17 protein-coding genes are annotated in these 18477 nt (G+C 53.4%); 9 read left to right on the top strand and 8 right to left on the bottom strand.

Annotation, left to right across the window (positions count from 1 at the left end):
- Positions 1-121: 121 nt before the first annotated feature.
- Positions 122-1009: a LysR substrate-binding domain-containing protein gene (locus CSC3H3_RS18560; protein ID WP_165791888.1), complete on the bottom strand. Its 888-nt coding sequence runs from the start codon at positions 1007-1009 to the stop codon at positions 122-124.
- Between the two features lie 57 nt (positions 1010-1066).
- A complete protein-coding gene (locus CSC3H3_RS24725; protein ID WP_157831953.1) occupies positions 1067-1219 on the bottom strand; it encodes a hypothetical protein in 153 nt (50 codons plus the stop codon).
- 432 nt (positions 1220-1651) lie between these two features.
- On the opposite strand from CSC3H3_RS24725, the gene CSC3H3_RS18550 reads away from it, so the two are divergent.
- The 6 genes from CSC3H3_RS18550 (at position 1652) to CSC3H3_RS18525 (ending at position 7188) form a co-directional block, all read left to right on the top strand.
- Complete coding sequence (locus tag CSC3H3_RS18550) at positions 1652-2296, top strand: LysE family translocator (RefSeq protein ID WP_101268916.1); 645 nt, start codon at positions 1652-1654, stop codon at positions 2294-2296.
- A 229-nt stretch (positions 2297-2525) separates the two neighbouring features.
- Complete coding sequence (locus tag CSC3H3_RS18540) at positions 2526-3767, top strand: CynX/NimT family MFS transporter (RefSeq protein ID WP_101285783.1); 1242 nt, start codon at positions 2526-2528, stop codon at positions 3765-3767.
- A 342-nt stretch (positions 3768-4109) separates the two neighbouring features.
- The gene (locus tag CSC3H3_RS25120; RefSeq protein ID WP_281262536.1) at positions 4110-4244 is read left to right on the top strand and encodes a hypothetical protein; all 135 of its coding nucleotides are present in this window, start codon (positions 4110-4112) and stop codon (positions 4242-4244) included.
- Positions 4245-4247: 3 nt separating this feature from the next.
- Entirely contained in the window at positions 4248-5162 is a 915-nt protein-coding gene (locus CSC3H3_RS18535) for a heme/hemin ABC transporter substrate-binding protein (protein WP_101285782.1), read from the top strand.
- Positions 5159-6286, top strand: coding sequence for a FecCD family ABC transporter permease (locus CSC3H3_RS18530; RefSeq protein ID WP_101285781.1), 1128 nt, complete (start codon positions 5159-5161; stop codon positions 6284-6286). The genes CSC3H3_RS18535 and CSC3H3_RS18530 overlap by 4 nt, the downstream gene beginning before the upstream one ends.
- Complete coding sequence (locus CSC3H3_RS18525; RefSeq protein ID WP_101285780.1) at positions 6283-7188, top strand: heme ABC transporter ATP-binding protein; 906 nt, start codon at positions 6283-6285, stop codon at positions 7186-7188. Before CSC3H3_RS18530 ends, CSC3H3_RS18525 begins: the two co-directional genes overlap by 4 nt.
- A gap of 87 nt (positions 7189-7275) precedes the next feature.
- Here the strand turns inward: CSC3H3_RS18525 and CSC3H3_RS18520 are convergent, their stop codons facing one another.
- Together CSC3H3_RS18520 and gcvA are read right to left on the bottom strand one after the other, a co-directional pair.
- Positions 7276-8991, bottom strand: coding sequence for a methyl-accepting chemotaxis protein (locus CSC3H3_RS18520; protein WP_101285779.1), 1716 nt, complete (start codon positions 8989-8991; stop codon positions 7276-7278).
- 177 nt (positions 8992-9168) lie between these two features.
- The gene (gene gcvA, locus CSC3H3_RS18515; RefSeq protein ID WP_101268928.1) at positions 9169-10119 is read right to left on the bottom strand and encodes a transcriptional regulator GcvA; all 951 of its coding nucleotides are present in this window, start codon (positions 10117-10119) and stop codon (positions 9169-9171) included.
- Positions 10120-10550: 431 nt separating this feature from the next.
- On the opposite strand from gcvA, the gene CSC3H3_RS18505 reads away from it, so the two are divergent.
- From CSC3H3_RS18505 to amaB, 3 genes are all read left to right on the top strand, one after another.
- The gene (locus tag CSC3H3_RS18505; RefSeq protein ID WP_101285777.1) at positions 10551-11738 is read left to right on the top strand and encodes an NAD(P)/FAD-dependent oxidoreductase; all 1188 of its coding nucleotides are present in this window, start codon (positions 10551-10553) and stop codon (positions 11736-11738) included.
- A gap of 121 nt (positions 11739-11859) precedes the next feature.
- On the top strand, positions 11860-13161 hold the full coding sequence (locus tag CSC3H3_RS18500) for an aspartate aminotransferase family protein (protein WP_101285776.1): 1302 nt from the start codon (positions 11860-11862) through the stop codon (positions 13159-13161).
- Positions 13162-13233: 72 nt separating this feature from the next.
- Positions 13234-14733: an L-piperidine-6-carboxylate dehydrogenase gene (gene amaB / locus CSC3H3_RS18495; RefSeq protein WP_101268934.1), complete on the top strand. Its 1500-nt coding sequence runs from the start codon at positions 13234-13236 to the stop codon at positions 14731-14733.
- Positions 14734-14790: 57 nt separating this feature from the next.
- Here the strand turns inward: amaB and CSC3H3_RS18490 are convergent, their stop codons facing one another.
- From CSC3H3_RS18490 to CSC3H3_RS18475, 4 genes are all read right to left on the bottom strand, one after another.
- Positions 14791-16131 (bottom strand): reverse transcriptase domain-containing protein, encoded by a 1341-nt coding sequence (locus CSC3H3_RS18490; protein ID WP_101285775.1) that lies wholly within the window; start codon positions 16129-16131, stop codon positions 14791-14793.
- A 7-nt stretch (positions 16132-16138) separates the two neighbouring features.
- Positions 16139-16747 (bottom strand): SLATT domain-containing protein, encoded by a 609-nt coding sequence (locus CSC3H3_RS25180; RefSeq protein ID WP_101285774.1) that lies wholly within the window; start codon positions 16745-16747, stop codon positions 16139-16141.
- A gap of 224 nt (positions 16748-16971) precedes the next feature.
- On the bottom strand, positions 16972-17580 hold the full coding sequence (locus CSC3H3_RS18480) for a superoxide dismutase (protein WP_101268936.1): 609 nt from the start codon (positions 17578-17580) through the stop codon (positions 16972-16974).
- Between the two features lie 408 nt (positions 17581-17988).
- Positions 17989-18294 carry a hypothetical protein gene (locus CSC3H3_RS18475; protein WP_245881183.1) on the bottom strand — a complete coding sequence of 102 codons (306 nt, stop codon included), beginning with the start codon at positions 18292-18294 and terminating at the stop codon, positions 17989-17991.
- Between the last annotated feature and the right edge of the window lie 183 nt (positions 18295-18477).

Below are 18477 nucleotides of genomic sequence, written 5' to 3'. Positions count from 1 at the left end.
TAAGGATTTTCCCGGTTTGGTTGCGGCGATTGACTTCAATTGCAATTAAAACCCGAAGTTTCATTGCCGGCTGTGTTTTGCGGGTTGCAGGTTGGTTTTTGCTGCGCCGTCAAGCAAGGGATCATTTCTGGAAAAGAAGCATTTCTTCCATGATCCAGTCGCGAAACTGGCGTACCAGGGGCCGGTTCCAGCGGCGTTCCGACGATACCAGCCAATAGGCGAACGGTGTTGGTGCGCAGATGTTAAAGGGTTCGATCAGATCACCGTTTTTAAGGGCATCCTGCACGACAACGGGCCATCCCAGCATGGCACCATGCCCGGCCATTGCCCCCTCCAGCGCCAGATAGGCATCAGAATAACGAATTTCCGTGCCTTCAATCGGGTGGTTGACCCCGGCAATATCCAGCCAGTCCTGCCAGACAAACATGCTTTGCGCATCCACAATGCGCGGGCCGCGGGCAATGTCACCGGGTTTTTTGAACCGCTCGGCCAGCGAGGGTGCACAAACCGGCAGGATTTGCTGATCAAGCAATTTGATGGCGCGGACACCGGGCCAATCCCCCCGGCCAAACCGAATGCCCAGATCAACATCATCATGGTCAAAGGCGGTCAGGTGGTTATCGGTTGAAAGGCGAATATCAATTCCGGGATGGCGCTCACGAAACCGGCCAAGGCGCGGGACCAGCCATTTACCGGCAAAAACCACCCCGCTTGTAACAGTTAAAACATTGTCATCACGTTCCAGTGCGGCATCTACCCCACCCCGGATATGGGCAAACCCGGTGCTTAAACCCGGCAGTAATCGCGCCCCCGCTGCCGTCGGGACCATGCCCTTTTCCGTGCGATCAAACAGGCCGATTCCCAAAAACTGTTCCAGCGTCTTTATCTGCTGGCTGATAGCACCTGCCGTAACATTCAGTTCTGCTGCGGCCTTTTGCAGGGTGCCCAGGCGGCCAATGGCCTCGGCGGCGCGCAGGCTGTTGAGCGGGGGAAGCGGGGAATGTGCCATGTTTAGGTTTTCTAAAGCCTGCCGAGAATGTCTGAATTGAATGATTGTCATTAGGGTTCAGAATAATCGCCATTCTGTAAAGAAAAAACGCACTGCTGAAAATTCTGTTTTAGCAATGCTAAAGGCGAGGTCAAAATGTTCTGGAATCTGTTTGCCACCAAGACCACCCCGAAGCCTGTGGCTAGTGATGATCATGATGATCATGATCATCACGATGATCCGTTAACCGGCGATCCCCTTGCCCGGTTCAGTCCGCATATGCTTGATGATCTGCCGTTGCGCCCCTGCGGGGTATTTGCCGGATACAGGAAAACGCGATCGACGGCAGCAAGGTGTGAGGCCAATCGCGAAGACCTGCGATAGCAGGACTGGCCTGTCTGCTGGCACGAGACAGGATGTAACCCGCACGATCATTGCCGCCGTGCGGGAGGCGGCATTGCGAACATCAATTTAAAGGCAGCGGACCATTTCGTTTACCTGCCGGGTTTTCGCACGATCCAATGGCATAAGATGCGCTGTTTTTCCCGGCAGGGCAGGGGCGCCCTATACCTCTGATAGTTGTCATTTGCGTTGAAACCGGTTGCCGGGGCAGATAGCTTTCTGGCTTATCTGTTGGATCATTAAAAATGCCGGGGAAACGTTATGACTTTCGCTGCGTGGCTGTCGGTTGCCACCATTTGTATTTTGGGGGCCATGACGCCAGGGCCAAGCCTTGCCGTGGTTTTGCGCCATTCTGTCGGGCAATCGCGCCAGGCGGGTTTTGCCTGTGCGCTGGCGCATGGGGCCGGGGTTGGTTTTTACGCTGTTATCACCATGGCCGGGCTGGGCGTGCTTTTTCAGACCATGCCGGTCTTTCGCGAAGCCGTCAGCATCCTGGGCGCGCTTTATCTGGCGTGGCTGGCGATCAAGGCATGGCGCGGTGCGGGCAGCTCTGCCCGGTTTGAAGGCGATAACACCGGTACTGCCACCAGCGACAATATGGGCCATGCCGCGCGCGATGGCTTCATGATTGCGTTTTTGAATCCCAAAATCGCGCTGTTTTTCCTCGCCCTGTTCAGCCAGTTCGTATCTGCCGATGCCGATTGGACCGCCAAAATCTGGCTGGCCCTGACCGCAGCAGGCATTGATTGCGCATGGTATTGCCTGGTTGCCATCGGGTTTTCGCACGGGGCGGTCCTGCCCTGGTTGCGGCGGAATTCCGGCATCATTGAACGGTTGATTGCCGTTCTGTTTCTGGCAATCGCCGCACGGGTCCTTTGGTCGATCCTGCCGGGTTTGCTGGCCTGATCTGTTTTAAATGCTGCCAGGCCCAGCCTGTTGCGGGTCTGGCGGTTTTCCCCCGGCTATTTAGCGATCCGGCCTTATCCCGGTTATACCGGCATGGTCCTGTTATTGGCCGTTGCCGGGCGGGGTCTTCCTGATTTGTCATTTTGGGTGCTTGCACCCTTTTTTCATGTTTCGGGGCGCTGCCACCTGATCATTGATCATGCTGCCCCGGCTAAACGGACTTAAATATATGTCTGATCCCCAAAATTCTGCCCCATCCCCAGCAGGTGCAATCGGCCCCAATACCGGCGATCCTGCGGAACGTGGTTTTCGCCGTCTTGCACCACACCTGGGCTTTCTGGCCGCGTTATTGCTGCTGGCCTTTAACATGCGCGGCAGCATCGTGGTGATGGGGCCGCTTGCCGAACGGGTTGGTATCGACCTTCAGCTTTCCGGTGTGCAATTGGGGCTGCTAACCACCATTCCCGTGCTTTGTTTCGGTGTGTTATCCATTTTTGCCCCCCGTCTTGGTCAGCGCTTTGGCCTGGAAGCCACCCTGGTCGCGATGCTGGCACTGGTTGCGCTGGGCCAGGGGCTGCGCGCCAGCGGGCAATATGGCATCATGGTTGTTGGCACCATTATTCTGGGTGCGGCCATTGCGGTGATGAATGTGCTGACACCGTCACTGGTGCGCCGCAGTTTTCCGACCCGTGTGGCGATGGTAACGGCACTTTATACCTTTGTGATGTCCTGTGGTGCCTCGATTGCCGCCTTCAGCGCGGTCCCCATCCGCAACAGCATGGAAGGCGACTGGCGCTATGCGCTGGGTCTGTGGGCCGTTGTGGCTGTTTTCGGGTTTTTATGCTGGCTGCCGATGTTGCGTTATCATCACCATGCGCAGGGGGCGGCATCGCGTATTTCGCTGTGGCGCAATCGCGAAGCCTGGTGGTTAAGCCTGTTTTTTGGCTGCCAGTCGATGATGTTTTACACAGGCGTCGCCTGGGTGGCGAAGATCTTCCTTGATTCCGGCATGTCCGAAAGCGAGGCCGCAACCCTGCTGACGATTTTTAACATCTTTGGTATTCCGGCGGCTTTTCTTGCCCCGCTGATTTATTCGGCCATTCCCAACAAAAAGCTGGCAATGACGGTTTTGCACATTCCGCTTTTTATCGGTATTCCCGGGTTTGTCTTTGCCACAACCGATTTGCCCTATTTGTGGGCCGTATGCCTTGGTCTGGGGCAGGGCAGCATGATCAGCATCGCCCTGACACTGGTTGGTATGCGCGGGGCTGACCCGCAAACATCGGCCAAACTTTCGGGTATGTGCCAGTCGCTGGGCTATTTGCTGGCCGCAACCGGCCCGGTTTTGTTTGGCGCCCTGCATGACATGTTACAAAGCTGGCATATCCCGCTGCTTATTTTGTTCGTTGTGGTGGCAGTGCAGTTCGTTGCCGGTCTGCGCGCCGGATCGCAGGATAAAATAACGGGCTGATCATTGATCGCTGTGACGACAAACACCCCCGCCGTTATGAATGGGGGTGTTTTTGTTTCGGCTGGTCCAATATGCGCAGCGTTGGTAAAATTCGTTTCAATATCGAATTAATGCCGGTTTTGTGGGCTTCGGCATGTCTGGGCGGGCCTGCATATAGGCAGTTTATCGCGGTTATTCTGCGAAAAAATGCGTGGCGCGCTTCATGATTGAACGGTCAGTTTCGCGACCTTATTGATGATAATGATAATTAATTAAAATAATTTCGGAAATTGTCGGTGCTGGTTCGTCTGAATGAATGCGGGGATGGTCCCGCTATTTTGATGACTGCCAGGAAGTGACGACATGATGACCACTGCAACAGTCCGGCGTTTAAAGCCCGCCGGAAATTACCGCATCTTTGCCAGCCAAACTGTTGCCGGGCTTAAACCAGCCAGCGATTTGCACCTTTGGACCGGCTTTAACCGGGCGGGGGTGTAAGGCATGCGGTTATATGTTCTTGTCATTGCGGCGGTTATTGGCCTGATCGGCCTGTGTTTTCCGGCTTTTGCCCAGGAACGCAGCGGGGAAAATGCCAGTGCGCAAGCCGCGCAAGCCGGGCAGCCACAGCGCATTGTAACCATTGGTGCACCGGCAACGGAAATTGTCTATGCCCTGGGCGCGGGAAACCATGTGGTAGCGGTCGATATTACCAGCACCTGGCCCCAGGAAGTGGCCGACCTGCCCAAGGTTGGTTATATGCGCACCCTTGCGGCCGAGGGGATTATCAGCCTGCAACCCGACATGATCATTGGCATTGCCGAAAGCGGCCCGGCCGAGGTTTTGGCCCGGCTGCGCGACCTTGGCATTCCCGTGGTTTTGCTGCCATCCCTTAACCGGATTGAAAACCTGCCCAAGGCGATTGATGTGGCATCAAACGCGCTGGGCCGTTCGGAAGATGGCAATATCCTTCGTACCAGGGTGGAAAATGATATTGCCGCGATCCACAAGCTTGCCGCCGATGGGGCTGCAAAACCGGACCGGGAAAACATTGTGTTTCTAATGTCGGTTGGTCATGGGCAGCCAATGTCAGCCGGGCGGGACACCACGGCAAACGAAATTATCGAACTGGTGGGCGCACAAAACCCGATGGGCGATTATGAAGGTTTCAAACCCGTATCACCCGAAATTGTTGCCGCCAATAATGCCGATTATGTGCTGGTCACATCCAGCACCCTGGACCAGTTGGGCGGCGTGGCCGGCTTGCAGGCAAACCCGTTATTTGGCCTGCACCATGCCGTGGCCGAGGGCCATGTGTTAAGCGTTTCGGCATCGACGATTCTGGGTTTTGGTCCGCGATCAGCCGGGGAAATTCGCCACATCGCCACCCAGCTGCACGAATTTGAAACCGGCAAATGACGGATATTCCAAATCGCTTTGCCAATTGGCGGCAGGTTTTGCCAACTGCCTTGCAGGGGTGCGCGTTTACCAGCCTGCGGCATCAAACCGGCATTGCACCCGGCCCGATCCTGCTGCTGGTCGGGATTTTGGCGCTGGTGATTGTATTATCGCTTGGCGTAGGTGGCGCACCGATTGCAAGCCTCAAGATCATCACGCATCTCGCCCATAAAACCGGCCTGATAGACCAGGGCATAGATGATTTTACCGCCCGTATCCTTGATCATTTGCGCCTGCCGCGCATTGTCCGCGCGGTAGTGATTGGTGCGGTTTTGGGGGTGGCCGGTGCGGTAATGCAAAGCCTGTTTCGTAACCCCATTGCCGATCCCGGCATTATCGGTGTGTCGGCCAGTGCGGCCTGCGGGGCCGTTGCCATGATTGTGTGCGGGCAAACCCTGCTGGGCCAATATTATGCTCAGGTCGGTCCTTATGGGGTGCCATTGGCGGCCTTTGCTGGGGCCATATTGGCAACAATGGTGATCCGGGTACTATCACGCCAGGATGGTTATACCGATGCCGCCATCATGTTGCTGATTGGGGTGGCGATAAACGCCATTGCCATCGCCGGGGTGGGGATTTTTACCTATCTTGCCAATGACATGCAGCTTCGCAGCCTGACTTTCTGGCAAATGGGGGCGGTGTCGGGCAATGGCGGGGCCGATATGCCCGCTTTGCTGGTGATGCTGGCTGGGGCGGTTTATCTGCTGGGTCTGGGCACACCTTTAAACCTGTTTTTGCTGGGCGAGGCCGAAGCACGCCACCTTGGCGTTGAGGTCGAATCCCTGAAACGGCGGGCAACGATTATCACGGCACTGGTGGTTGGTGCGGCGGTGGCCGTTTCCGGGATCATTGCCTTTGTCGGCCTGCTGGCTCCGCATCTGGTGCGGCTTTTATGCGGGCCTGATAACCGCACGGTTTTACCGGCATCAGCCCTGTGTGGCGCGATTTTGCTGGTGGTGGCGGATGCGGTGGCACGTGTTGTTGTCTTGCCTGCCGAATTGCCCATTGGTCTGGTTACCGGCATTTCCGGCGGGCCGTTTTTCCTGTTTTTGTTGCTGCGTGAAAAGAAAAGGCGGCGCATATGACCCTGAAAGCCAAAAATACATGCTTTGCCGTGCGCGGGCGAACCCTGCTTCATGATGTGTCATTGGTGGTCCACCCCGGCGAGGTTTTGGCCGTAATGGGGCCAAACGGGGCGGGGAAATCCACCCTGTTAAAGGTTCTATCGGGCGAGGTAACGCCATCGCGTGGCGACGTGCTGCAAAATGGCCGAAACATTGCCGATATACCCGCCATAAAGCTGGCACAGGAACGGGCGGTAATGCCACAGGCGGCATCCATGGCTTTTCCCTTTGCCGTGCGCGATGTGGTGATGCTGGGTCGCGCCCCGTTTCGCAAAATCTCCAGCGCGCGATATGATGCCAGCTTAACCGGAAAGGCGCTTGAACTGGCCGATATCACCCACCTTGCCGCACATGCCTATCCATCGCTTTCGGGCGGAGAAAAACAGCGTGTGCACCTCGCCCGCGCCCTTGTGCAGCTTTGGGGCATGACGGGTGAGAGTGAGGGTGACGGTGACGGGCAGGAACAGTCAGAACAGACCGAACAGACCAATCAGCCCGCACAAATTACCCGATCAAACAGCCGGTTTTTGTTGCTCGATGAACCAACAGCAGGCCTTGATATCGCCCATCAGCAGGCATTGCTCAATGTCGCCCGGGCTGAGGCACAACAGAACGGCGTTGGTGTGCTGGTGATCCTGCATGATTTTAACCAGGTCACGGCCTATGCCGACCGGGTGGTCTTGTTAAAACGCGGGGCGGTATTTGCGACAGGGGCGGTGGGTGATGTGATGCACCCGGCTTTGTTAAGCGACCTTTTTGAAAGCCCGGTGCGCGCCGTGCCCGACCCGGATGGGGCAACACCCCTTCTAGTCGGCGGTGGTGCAGGGCGCATGATGGCCGATTATGGTGTGCGGCATGGGTAATTAGTGTGCCGCACACCATGTTTTCTGCATTGTTTTGCCAGCAAATCGGCCTGCGCGGCATTGGCGCGTGGTTATGGGCAGTGTGCTTTATTGCTGGGTAATGCTGCGGGCTTCGGTTGCAAGCGCACCCAGTGTATCAAGTGTTTCGCGCGTTGCCTTTTCCATGCGGGTGAAATGGGCTTGCGCACCGGCCATATCCTTTTTGCGATAGGCAGCAAGGGCGGCGGCACCTTCTTCATGCTGGGTGCGGTGCGGGGCCAGAATGGCCTTGAATGCAGGCAAATGACGGAAGGGTTCCGATGCCGGGCTATCATACCATTTACCAAACCGGCAGGTGGTTGATTTGCCCATGCTCTCGTCATGTTCGCTGGCCAGACCGGCCAGAATTTCGGCAATCTGCTTGCAATAAACCGAATGGTCGGCCTTGGCACTGCGGATGGTGCGATTGGGGATCTCATATTGCACCAGTTCGCTGATCTGAACGTCGATCAGTTTTTCCACATCGCCAATCACATCAATAATGTCGCGAATGGCACCAACCTGTTCGCCGGTTTGATCGGCAATATCGGAAATCCCGGTCTGGACCGCATCGGCAGCGCGCGTCTGTTCGGCCAAAATATGGGATATATCCTCGATCCGGCGGGTGGAATCCGCCATTTTAAAACCGATATCCTCGATCCGGGTTGAAACCTCGCCAATCACCTGCTGGCCATTGGTGACGGCATCGGTGCCGCGTGCCATTGCATCAACAATATTGCGCATTTCTTCCTGCAAATTGCCAATGCGCTGGCGGATTTCCTCGGTCGCGCGGGCTGTTTGCTGGCTAAGCGATTTGACCTCGCCCGCCACCACGGCAAAACCTTTGCCTGCTTCACCGGCCCGTGCCGCCTCGATGGTGGCATTAAGGGCCAGAAGGTTGGTCTGGCTGGCGATATCTTCGATGGATTGAACAATTTCGCCAATCCGTTCGGATGCCTCAGCCAGAATCCCCACACGGTTCGATGCATCGGAAACGGCATCGGCAATGTCATTCATTCCGGCAACCGCATTGGAAACCGTTTGCTGGCCGTTGCGGGTTGCCTCAATCGCCTCTGCGGCATTGGCGGCGGCAACGGTGCTGTTTTCATTGATGCTGTTAATGCCCGCAACCATCTCGTCGACCGCGCTGGAAATGGAACGTGCCCGGTCATCAACCTGTTGCAGGCCGCGCATCATTTTGGCGTTGGAAATAACCCCGGCATTGATCGCAACCGACATATCCATGGTGCGGTCCATCAGGCGGTCGGCAAATTCGGTTTCTGACATCGCATTGCTGCCGTCAGTGGATTGTGCATTGCTTTGCGGCTGGCTGCCCGGGCGTTCAAGCAGCAGGTTCAAATCAAACATCAGAGCGCTGTTTGCCAGTGCCACCAGTTCGCCTGCCTGCCCGACATTCCAGCGAAACCGACCGAAAATTGCCGTGGTCAGGCTTTGCTGTACACCGGCAAGGGCGGTAATGATGCTGGCTGGCGCAATTTGGGCGCGGGCGTGAAGGGCGGCCAGTTCTGCGGCCTGGTCACTTAATTTGCGGTCGGCCTTGCCGTTAAAAAGGCGTGTCCAGTGTGCTTCAAGCAGCGGGATCAGCTTTGCAATTTCATCACTGCCAGCCTTGGTGCCGGGCAGGTTTTCAATGATTTGGTAAAACTGTTTTGCCCGCTGTCCCATCGGGGCAAAAACCACATCTGAAACGCGCTGAAATTTGACGAAGTCTTCTGTTTCGATTTGAAACTGTGAAAGGCGATTCTCCACGACCGACAAAGTCATTCCCCTTTGTACTACCCCGATTGATCAATTATCTGCCCATCTTTGTTATATATGGCGTGTGGGCTTAAAAAACATTAGGGGGGCGAACCGGGTGGCGCAATGAAAAACGGATTTCCGGGGATATCTGCCCAATGCTGCCCATATTGGCCTGTCTTGCCCTATCTTGCCTGCATCTAACTAAGGTGCGCTGGCGCGGGCCTTTTCGCTGCTGTCAGTTTCGACCTTGCCAACGGGCGGGTTGCCACTGGCCACCAGCAGCCAGTCGCGAAAGGCGCGAACGGCAAAGGTGTTTTCCTTTTCTTCGGGGTAAACCACGTAATAGGCATGCTGGCTGGGGATGCTTAAATCAAACGGGGCAAGCAGGCGGCCATTATCAAGTTCTTCGCGCACCAGAAATTCCGGCATTAACGCCAGGCCAAGCCCGGCAACGGCGGCCTGGATTACCATATGGAAATGTTCAAACCGGGGGCCGGCAAGGTCATCAACCGCGGGCACACCGGCCGCCGTTAGCCAGTCCTGCCAGGCGGTGGGGCGGGTGGCATGTTGCAACAGGGTGCAGTTGCGGATGCGTTCGCGCGCAATGGGCAAATCATCATTTTCGCGCAAAAGTTTGGGCGCGCAGACGGGAATTAATGTTTCCCCCATCAGGCGGTGAAACACACAGCCCGGCCAGTTGGCCTCGCCAAAATGAATGGCGATATCAATGGCCTCTTCGGCAAAGTCAAACGGGCGGATTTGCGTGATCAGGTTTAGCTGGATATCAGGCCAGGTGGCACGGAAATTTCCCAGCCGTGGCACCAGCCAGCGCGCGCCAAAGGTGGGCAGGGTGCCAACATTAAGCATTCCGCCTTCACCGCTATAGGCCATCACTTGCAGGGTGGCGGCTTCGGCGCGGTCCAGAAGGTCGCGCACCTGGGCGGCATAGGCATCCCCCGCCGGGGTAAGTTTAAGACGCTGGCGAATACGTCGAAACAGGTCACGCCCCAGATATTCCTCCAGCGCGCGGACCTGGCGGCTGATCGCACTCTGGGTAACGTTAAGCTCTTGCGCAGCCTTGGTAAAGCTGAGGTGCCGGGCGGATGCCTCGAAAAACTGAAGGGCGGTAAGCGAGGGTAAAACGCGGCGCATCCGGGCACGTCCTTTTGGAGAAGTTCATTCCGAAATGGAATGATATCGTGCCAATATATCGTTTGCGATAACCCCCGCCAAGTCCTAGCGTGTGAGCGGCCCGGAAAGCGCCCTCGCGCCACCCGCGCAAAAAACAAACGGCACGAACTGCGACAAAAAGGAAGGATGTGGCACACGGTCTGTCACTTTTTTCCGGTGGGTGTCGCGTCTGTCATGAAAGGGCAGTATCCTTTGCGGGAACTGCGGTTTTGCCCCACAAAACATCATGGCATGCCAGGCTTTTTGCGAAGCAAGTCCGCTTTTCGGGTCGAAAATTTCAGCAGCCTTTGGCTGCATCCCCGCCCCGGCAGGGAAATAACAATAAAATCAATCCAGCCCGCAGGAATTCTTGTTCATTTCGGGTTCGTTTTAATATCGGGAAGTTGGCTTTTATGGGTGTGTCAGGCGATTTTTACGATGTCATCATCGTTGGCGGCGGCGTTGTCGGGTGCTCGGCGGCGTGGCATCTTCTGGGGCGCAGTGATTTTCAGGGCCGGGTTTTGGTCATCGAAAAGGATTCAAGCTATGAATTCTGTTCGACAGCACTTTCAGCAGCCTCGATCCGCCAGCAGTTTTCCACCCCGATCAATATTGAAATGTCGGGCTATGGCATTGAATTTCTGCGCAATCTGAAGCGCGACGTCGACCCGGACGCCGATATTTCCTTTCATGAAAAGGGCTATCTGGTTCTGGCAACGCCGGAAGGCCGCGATATCCTGCATAGCAACCACCAGACCCAGCTTGCCCATCATGCCGATATCGCCTGGATGGAACCTGACCAGCTGAAGGCGAAATATCCCTGGATGAATGTGGATGATCTGGCAGCAGGGTGCTGGGGCCGCACCGGCGAAGGCTGGTTTGATGCCTATTCCCTGCTACAGATTTTCCGCCGCCAGTCCAAAAATCGCGGCGCACATGTGATTGATGGCGAAGTCACTGCCATAACGCGTGATGGCGACCGGGTAACGGGCGTAACCCTGGCCGATGGCCGCCAGTTTACCTGCGATACCGTGATTAACGCGGCAGGAACGGGCGCAACCAAAGTCGCCCGCATGGCCGGGCTTGATATCCCGGTTGAGCCGCGCAAACGCTGCATTTTTGTTTTCGATTGCCGCGATGCGAGCGATATTCTGGCTTCCTGCCCGATGCTGATTGATCCAAGCGGCCTGTATTTCCGGCCCGAGGGTGAATATTTCATCACCGGTATCCAGCCGCCCGCCGAACGCGATGGCGAATGCTGGGATTTTGAAGTGGATCACAGCCTGTTTGACGAAATCATCTGGCCGGGCCTGTATCAGCGCTGTGAACGGTTCGAGGCCGTCAAGGTCGTCAATGCCTGGGCAGGGCATTATGCCTATAACCTGCTTGATCAGAACGCCATTGTCGGCCCGCATCCCGAACTGGGAAATTTCCTGTTTGCCAATGGTTTTTCCGGGCATGGCCTGCAACAAAGCCCGGCCGTGGGCCGTGCCCTTTCGGAACTGGTGGCAACCGGGCGCTATCAAACGCTTGATCTGTCGGTGTTTGGCTATGAACGCGTTCGCGATAATGCCCCGGTGCGTGAGCTGAATGTCATTTAATGTTTCGATATTAAAACAATAATTGAAAATCCTGTAAAACAGCCATTTCCTGCCCTGCAGCCCTTCGCCCCACATCTGCAAGGCAGGCCCGGCTTTGCCCTTTTGAACCGGAGTACGCCCCATGCCCCGTGACGATATTTCAGCCACCAGCAGCCTGATCACCCGCCAGAAACAGTCCGTTTCATCGGGGATCCGCACGGTGCATCCGGTTTATCTCGATCGTGGTGAAAATGCCGAGGTCTGGGATTGTGACGGCAAACGTTACCTGGATTTTGTCGGGGGCATTGGCGTGCTGACACTGGGGCACCGTCACCCAACGGTAATGGAAGAAGTGACCGCCCAGCTTGGCCGGTTTACCCATAGCTGTTTTAACGCCCTGCCGCATGAACCCTATATCGCGGTGACGGACTGGCTGGCGCAACATTGCCCGATCGAGGGTCCGGCAAAATCGATGCTGACCAATTCGGGTGCCGAAGCCATGGAAAACGCCCTGAAACTGGCGCGCGCCTTTACCGGGCGCAGTGCGGTTATCGCCTTTGATGGCGGGTTTCATGGCCGCACAATGGCAACGCTTTCGCTAACCGGCAAGGTCGCCCCCTATAAGGCCGGGCTGGGTACGCTGCCCGGTAGTGTGCATCATATTCCGTATCCTTGCCCGGAATCGGGTGTGTCCGATGCTGATGCCCTGGCTGCGATTGACCGGCTTTTCAAAATTGTTGCCGAACCGCAATCATTTGCCGCCGTGGTGATCGAACCCGTGCAGGGCGAGGGTGGTTTTCGATCCTGTTCACCCGCCTTCATGAATGCGCTGCGCCAGCTTTGCGACCGGCACGGCATGATTTTGATTGCCGATGAAATCCAGTCCGGCTTTGGCCGTACGGGCAAAATGTTTGCCATCGAACATGCTGGCGTCTGCCCGGATATTGTCGTGATGGGCAAGGGCATTGGCGGGGGCTTTCCCCTTGCGGCCCTGACCGGGGCGGATGACGTCATGAGTGCGATGGCACCGGGCGGCCTTGGCGGCACCTATTCGGGCAATCCGGTGGCCTGTGCGGCCGCGCGCGGCGTTTTCAGGGCCTTTGCCGATGATAATATTCTGGCGCGCGCCAATGTGCTGGGCCAGCGATATTGCGATCATATCGAAAAACTCCGCACCCTGCCGGGTGGGGACGTGATCGGGCGGATGCGTGGCATTGGGGCCATGCGCGCCTTTGAACTGGTGGATGGGGATGGCGCCCCGTCGCCAAAACGACTGCAAACTTTATTGCAACTGGCCCGTCAGAACGGGCTATTGTTAATGCCAAGTGGTGAATATGCCAATGTGGTGCGCCTGCTCGCCCCACTGACCATCCCGTTTGACCAGGTTGACGAGGCGTTTTCGTTGATCGGACGTCTTTTACCTGCCCTTGCCGATGTGCAATAAGGGCGCCAGACAAAAACGGGCTGGCAAATTGGTCAATCACCCAGCCAGACCCAAAAGGAAAGGGAGCTTATCGTGAGCCATGCAAAGATTTTAGCCGAACTCGGCCTGTCCGATGATGTGATTTCGGGCGGAACCCTGAAGGTCCAGACCCCGGTAGACGGGTCCGAGATCGCAAGCGTTACCGAAACCGACCCGGCCGCAATGAACGATATCATTGCCAATGCGAAACGTGCCTTTAACCAGTGGCGTCAGGTGCCCGGCCCCCGCCGTGGTGAACTGGCCCGTTTGCTGGGCGAAGAACTGCGCGCCGCCAAAGAACCGCTGGGTCGTCTTGTTTCGCTGGAATGCGGCAAGATCTATCAGGAAGGCCTGGGTGAAGTTCAGGAAATGATCGACATTTGCGATTTCGCCGTCGGTCTGTCGCGCCAGCTTTATGGTCTGACCATCGCATCCGAACGCCCCGGCCATAAAATGATGGAAAACTGGCATCCGCTGGGTGTTGTTGGCGTTATTTCCGCCTTTAACTTCCCGGTTGCCGTCTGGTCGTGGAACACCGCACTGGCACTGGTTTGCGGCAATGCCGTGATCTGGAAACCGTCGGAAAAAACCCCGCTAACGGCCCTTGCCTGCCAGAACATTTTCAAACGCGCACTGGACCGTTTTGGCGATGCGCCCGAAGGCCTGCATCAGGTTGTTATTGGTGCGCGCGAAATTGGCGAAGCCCTGACCGACAGCCACGATGTGGCGCTGGTTTCGGCAACCGGTTCGACCCGCATGGGCCGCGAAGTTGCCCCGCGCGTCGCACAGCGTTTCGGCCGCACCATTCTCGAACTGGGCGGCAACAATGCCATGATCGTCACCCCGTCGGCTGACATTGACATGTCGGTGCGTGCGGTTGTGTTTTCGGCTGTTGGCACCTGTGGCCAGCGTTGCACCTCGCTGCGCCGCCTGATCGTTCACAAAGACGTCAAGGACCAGCTGCTGCCGAAAATCATTGCCGCCTACAAATCGGTCAAAATCGGCGATCCGCTGGCCGATGGCACCCTGGTTGGTCCGCTGATCGATGAAGACAGCTTCAACAATATGCAAACCGCCCTTGCCAATGCCAAAAAGGACGGCGGCACGGTGCATGGGGGCGATCGTACGCTTGCAGCGGAATATCCCGATGCCTATTACGTGACCCCGGCGGTCGTTGAAATGCCCGGTCAGACGGAAACCGTGCGCAACGAAACCTTCGCGCCGATCCTCTATGTCATGACCTATGAAACCCTGGAAGAAGCGATTGCACTTCAGAACGGTGTGCCGCAGGGCCTGTCATCGTGCATCTTCTCGACCGATCTTCGCGAAACCGAACTGTTCCTGTCGGCTGTCGGCTCGGATTGCGGTATTGCCAACGTCAATATCGGCCCGTCGGGTGCTGAAATTGGCGGGGCCTTTGGTGGTGAAAAGGAAACCGGCGGTGGCCGTGAATCCGGCTCGGACGCCTGGAAAGGCTATATGCGCCGTGCAACCAACACCATCAACTATTCCCGCGAATTGCCGCTGGCACAGGGTATCAAGTTCGATATTTGATTGTATATCAAGTTATGTGAAATTTAGTCACCATCGGGAAACTGATGGTGACTTTTTTTAATAAAACATAGGTTCCGAATCTTTTTCTAGTTCACGTATTGTGACTCCAATTTTTGCTTTAAATAATTTTTGTATTTGTGTATCCGTTTTTTTGTGTATGTTAGGTAATTTATACACTTTCTCTAGAATAGATCTCATTTCTATTGAGGAATAATTGTCAAAATTTGGAATATATTTGGTTGTTCTGAATCTTTTATTTATCTCGTAGTATGATCTGGAAATTCTTTTTATTGATTTAATTTGTTCTTCGTCTAGGTGATTTGATAAGAACGTTCTTAATTTTTTATCTATAGAAAATAATTGCTGCCTATTATCTTCCGTTATTTGTGAAAAATAGAACATCCAGCCCCTGCGTTTCTCCTCGAAAATGCATCCAGTAATTCGTAAATTTATCCGCCATATTAAGATGTCTTTATCTGGTCGGTGGTGATGCTTGTGCTGGGTTATTATCTTCTGAATGGATTCATACATTTTCACATATGAAGATTTTTTTACTATTATTGCGGGTTTTGTGATTTGGTAGCCGAGATATTCAAAGCTGTCTGTGGATTCTGATATCTTTGTTTTTGCGCCATTTTCAGTTGGTTGATGTGCTGTGAGTTTAACTCTTTTAAGAAGTTTTTTGCACTTTTCAAAGGTATCTTTTTTGTTTTCTTTGTTGCAAAATATTAATATATCATCAACATATCGAAAGAACCGATAGCTTTCTGTTTCCTTAAAAAACTTATCAAATTCGTATAAATAGATTGCCGCTAAGCAGTTGGATATTGATAGTCCCTGCGGAACGCCTATTTTGGGAGTATCGGATTTTTTGCCGCTTTCGCCTAGAGAAATAGTTGGTGTTGATATCGCGTCCATTATTATTTTTATTATTTTGTTGTTTTTTATCTTTTTTTCTAGTTTTTTCTGAAGAATAGCGTGGTTTATAGTGCCGTAAAAATTTTCTATGTCTATTCGTGTTACAGTTTTGAAGTCTTTTTCATCAACTGCCTTGATTTGGGAGATGATTTTTTGAGGCCTTATTAGTTTTGTTTCTGTTTTGAATTCTTTTCTAAGTATTTCAAAAATGGCGCGTAGGGTTAGTCTGTCGCGTACGGTTGGGATGGAAATTATTCTTGGAGGTTTGTTTCTACCTTTGCTTATTAGTTTTTCCTTGTATGGTCGAAATTTATATTTTCCCTCATCAACGTCTGACGATATTTTAGAGCAATTTATTGCAAGTTGGTCTTCAAAGTGCTTACCTTTTATTCCATCTGTCCCCGATATTGTCGTCCCAGATATTTTCTCTTCGTATAATATAAGGAGATGAATTGGGGATATTTCGGGAGGACATTTCATGGAAAATCTATTTGTGTGATATGATTGTATAGAATATGTAAGCTATTGCTGAAGTAGGTAAAAGATACAGGGTGAATATTGTTGATCTGTATAACAATTGATATGCTGATATTTGATTTCTGTTTTTTGATAGAAAATTTTCATGTTTCTTCTCTATCTCGCCTTTTTCAAGCTGTTGTTTTAGGAAGTGCAGGTAGTCAATTTCTTTATGGTTATCGTATGAGCTTATTATATTGTGATATTCTTTCAGGTAATCGGGGTATGTCTGTTCGTTGATATGTTCATGTATATATTGAAGTTTGATGTAGTTTTCTTTTGATTTCTCCATTCTTCCTGAAAAGTTTTGTGAGTATATAAATATGCTTGCAACTAAGACAGATATACTGAAGAAAATTGTTATCAGAGACTGTTTGTCGTTGCCTTGAAATTTTAAGTCGATTATTGAAATGAAGATAATTGGGAGAGTGTAGACGGCTAGTAGTACTTGTGAGTGTAGGTTGTATTTTGAAATTCTTTCATAGGCTAAAATTCGACACTTGTATGTAATCCAAATGTTGGTTTTTATTCTTTCTACGTCATTGTGTTTTGTGTCGTAAGGCGCAATATTTGAAGGCATCTTCATCCTTAAGATAGGTTCAATTTGAAGCCAGAGAGTGGCCAATCATTAGGACAACTTCATTTCATGAAGTTTTCTCTTTACAAAGAGAAGCGCCTTACGACTATTTAGAGTAGCATACATTTATTGTTTTTACAGGTTTATATGTTTTTTTGATGCATTTTTGAAATAAAAAAGCGGCCCCCGAAGGAGCCGCTTTGTGATCTGCTTCAAAGCGTCAGCGATTAGCCAGCTTTGGAATACAGTTCAGCAACATATTCCCAGTTTACCAGGTCGTTCAGGAACGCCTTGACGTAATCCGGGCGACGGTTGCGGTAATCGATATAGTAGGAATGTTCCCAAACGTCGCAACCGAGCAGCGGGGTTTCGCCCTTGACCAGCGGGTTTTCGGCGTTTGCATAACCACCAATCACCAGTTTGCCTGCGCTGTTGAGCGACAGCCATGCCCAGCCCGAACCGAACTGGCCAACACCGGCAGCGGTGAAGTCTTCCTTGAATTTGTCAACCGAACCGAAGTCTTCGATGATTTTCTTTTCGAGTTCGCCGGGGATGTTGCCACCGCCATTCGGCTTCATCATCTGCCAGAATTCAACATGGTTGAAGTGCTGGCCAACCTGGTTGAAAAGCTTCGGGTTGGTTTTGTCTTCATAGGTTGCAACAACCAGTTCAGCCAGGGTCTTGCCCGAAGCGAGGTTGGAACCTTCAAGAAGCTTGTTGCCGGTTTCGACATAGGCATTGTGGTGCTTGTCATGGTGGAATTCGAGCGTTTCAGCCGACATATACGGTGCAAGCGCGTCATAGGCGTAGGGGAGTGCCGGAAGTTCAAGAGCCATGATACAATACCTCGAATTTCGTTATCGTTAATCAGTGCGGGTCGCACAAAGCTCCCGCAACATATCCCCATTTGGTTGTTGTGTGAAAGTTAAATTGCCGTGCAACCTGTTGCTACGCTGCAATTTTACTTCCCTGCACCCAAATGGAGGGTGAAACCTGTCTGTCCAGTCTATCTAGGACTTTGATCGGCGTTCGCAATGGGGAACCCCGTTTGTGAATGGTATCTGTGGCCTAAAACAACAGGGATTGCCAAACGTTCCTGAAAAATTGCCATTTCGTGAAATTTCCTGGCATCTGCGCGGGTGCGCGGGGCAGCAGGCGGTTATGGGATGCCTTGAGGCGATGGCCTGTTTGCGGCACAGCAGGCAACAAAAAACCGCCTGGCATTGGCGGTTTTTCTTGCAGGCTTATTCCTTGTAAAGGCTGACCATGTTCTGAATATCCGTCCCCTGACGGATCAGAACACCATATTCGCCCTTCTGAAGGCCGCTGATATTAAGCTGGCAGGGAAAGCTGTTGCAGCTTTTACGCAGGGCCATGCTGCCGTCAGGGTAGGTCAAAACGACCTCGCCATGCGGCGCATCGGACTGAATGGTGACCGTATCGGTAACGGCTTTCGGGGCAACCTTGATCGCAGCCAGGGCAGCTGTCGTCACTGACAAAAGACCGATCAGGGCGAGAACCACCGGTTTGCTGCGGAAAGACTTCGGCATGGACGTCTCCTCGCATAATTACAGGTGCGATAAAACGGCAGCGAGATCAACAGACTGTCACTTTCCGGTATAAAGGTGCCGGGGCAGATGTTGGGTTCCTTGTGGTGCCATTGGGCCGGTAACGACCCTTATTTATCGTCGTTGATCAGGAATATGACAGGCAATCTGGGGCTATTCGGGGCG

The sequence above is a fragment of the Thalassospira marina genome (genome assembly GCF_002844375.1).
Classification (GTDB): Bacteria; Pseudomonadota; Alphaproteobacteria; order Rhodospirillales; family Thalassospiraceae; genus Thalassospira; species Thalassospira marina.
The sequence above is the reverse complement of the archived record's forward strand: the minus strand, read 5'-3'. Positions and strand labels throughout refer to the sequence as shown.

What these genes read in the sequence shown, in the direction of transcription:
- CSC3H3_RS18525 (WP_101285780.1), top strand. Translation starts at nt 6,283, where the DNA reads ATGACCCTGAAAGCCAAAAATACATGCTTTGCCGTGCGCGGGCGAACC.
- CSC3H3_RS18520 (WP_101285779.1), bottom strand. Translation starts at nt 8,991, where the DNA reads ATGACTTTGTCGGTCGTGGAGAATCGCCTTTCACAGTTTCAAATCGAA.
- CSC3H3_RS18505 (WP_101285777.1), top strand. Translation starts at nt 10,551, where the DNA reads ATGGGTGTGTCAGGCGATTTTTACGATGTCATCATCGTTGGCGGCGGC.
- CSC3H3_RS18475 (WP_245881183.1), bottom strand. Translation starts at nt 18,294, where the DNA reads ATGCCGAAGTCTTTCCGCAGCAAACCGGTGGTTCTCGCCCTGATCGGT.
- CSC3H3_RS18490 (WP_101285775.1), bottom strand. Translation starts at nt 16,131, where the DNA reads ATGAAATGTCCTCCCGAAATATCCCCAATTCATCTCCTTATATTATAC.
- CSC3H3_RS24725 (WP_157831953.1), bottom strand. Translation starts at nt 1,219, where the DNA reads ATGATCATGATCATCATGATCATCACTAGCCACAGGCTTCGGGGTGGT.
- CSC3H3_RS18550 (WP_101268916.1), top strand. Translation starts at nt 1,652, where the DNA reads ATGACTTTCGCTGCGTGGCTGTCGGTTGCCACCATTTGTATTTTGGGG.
- CSC3H3_RS18535 (WP_101285782.1), top strand. Translation starts at nt 4,248, where the DNA reads ATGCGGTTATATGTTCTTGTCATTGCGGCGGTTATTGGCCTGATCGGC.
- CSC3H3_RS25120 (WP_281262536.1), top strand. Translation starts at nt 4,110, where the DNA reads ATGATGACCACTGCAACAGTCCGGCGTTTAAAGCCCGCCGGAAATTAC.
- CSC3H3_RS25180 (WP_101285774.1), bottom strand. Translation starts at nt 16,747, where the DNA reads ATGCCTTCAAATATTGCGCCTTACGACACAAAACACAATGACGTAGAA.
- CSC3H3_RS18500 (WP_101285776.1), top strand. Translation starts at nt 11,860, where the DNA reads ATGCCCCGTGACGATATTTCAGCCACCAGCAGCCTGATCACCCGCCAG.
- CSC3H3_RS18480 (WP_101268936.1), bottom strand. Translation starts at nt 17,580, where the DNA reads ATGGCTCTTGAACTTCCGGCACTCCCCTACGCCTATGACGCGCTTGCA.
- CSC3H3_RS18540 (WP_101285783.1), top strand. Translation starts at nt 2,526, where the DNA reads ATGTCTGATCCCCAAAATTCTGCCCCATCCCCAGCAGGTGCAATCGGC.
- CSC3H3_RS18560 (WP_165791888.1), bottom strand. Translation starts at nt 1,009, where the DNA reads ATGGCACATTCCCCGCTTCCCCCGCTCAACAGCCTGCGCGCCGCCGAG.
- gcvA (WP_101268928.1), bottom strand. Translation starts at nt 10,119, where the DNA reads ATGCGCCGCGTTTTACCCTCGCTTACCGCCCTTCAGTTTTTCGAGGCA.
- CSC3H3_RS18530 (WP_101285781.1), top strand. Translation starts at nt 5,159, where the DNA reads ATGACGGATATTCCAAATCGCTTTGCCAATTGGCGGCAGGTTTTGCCA.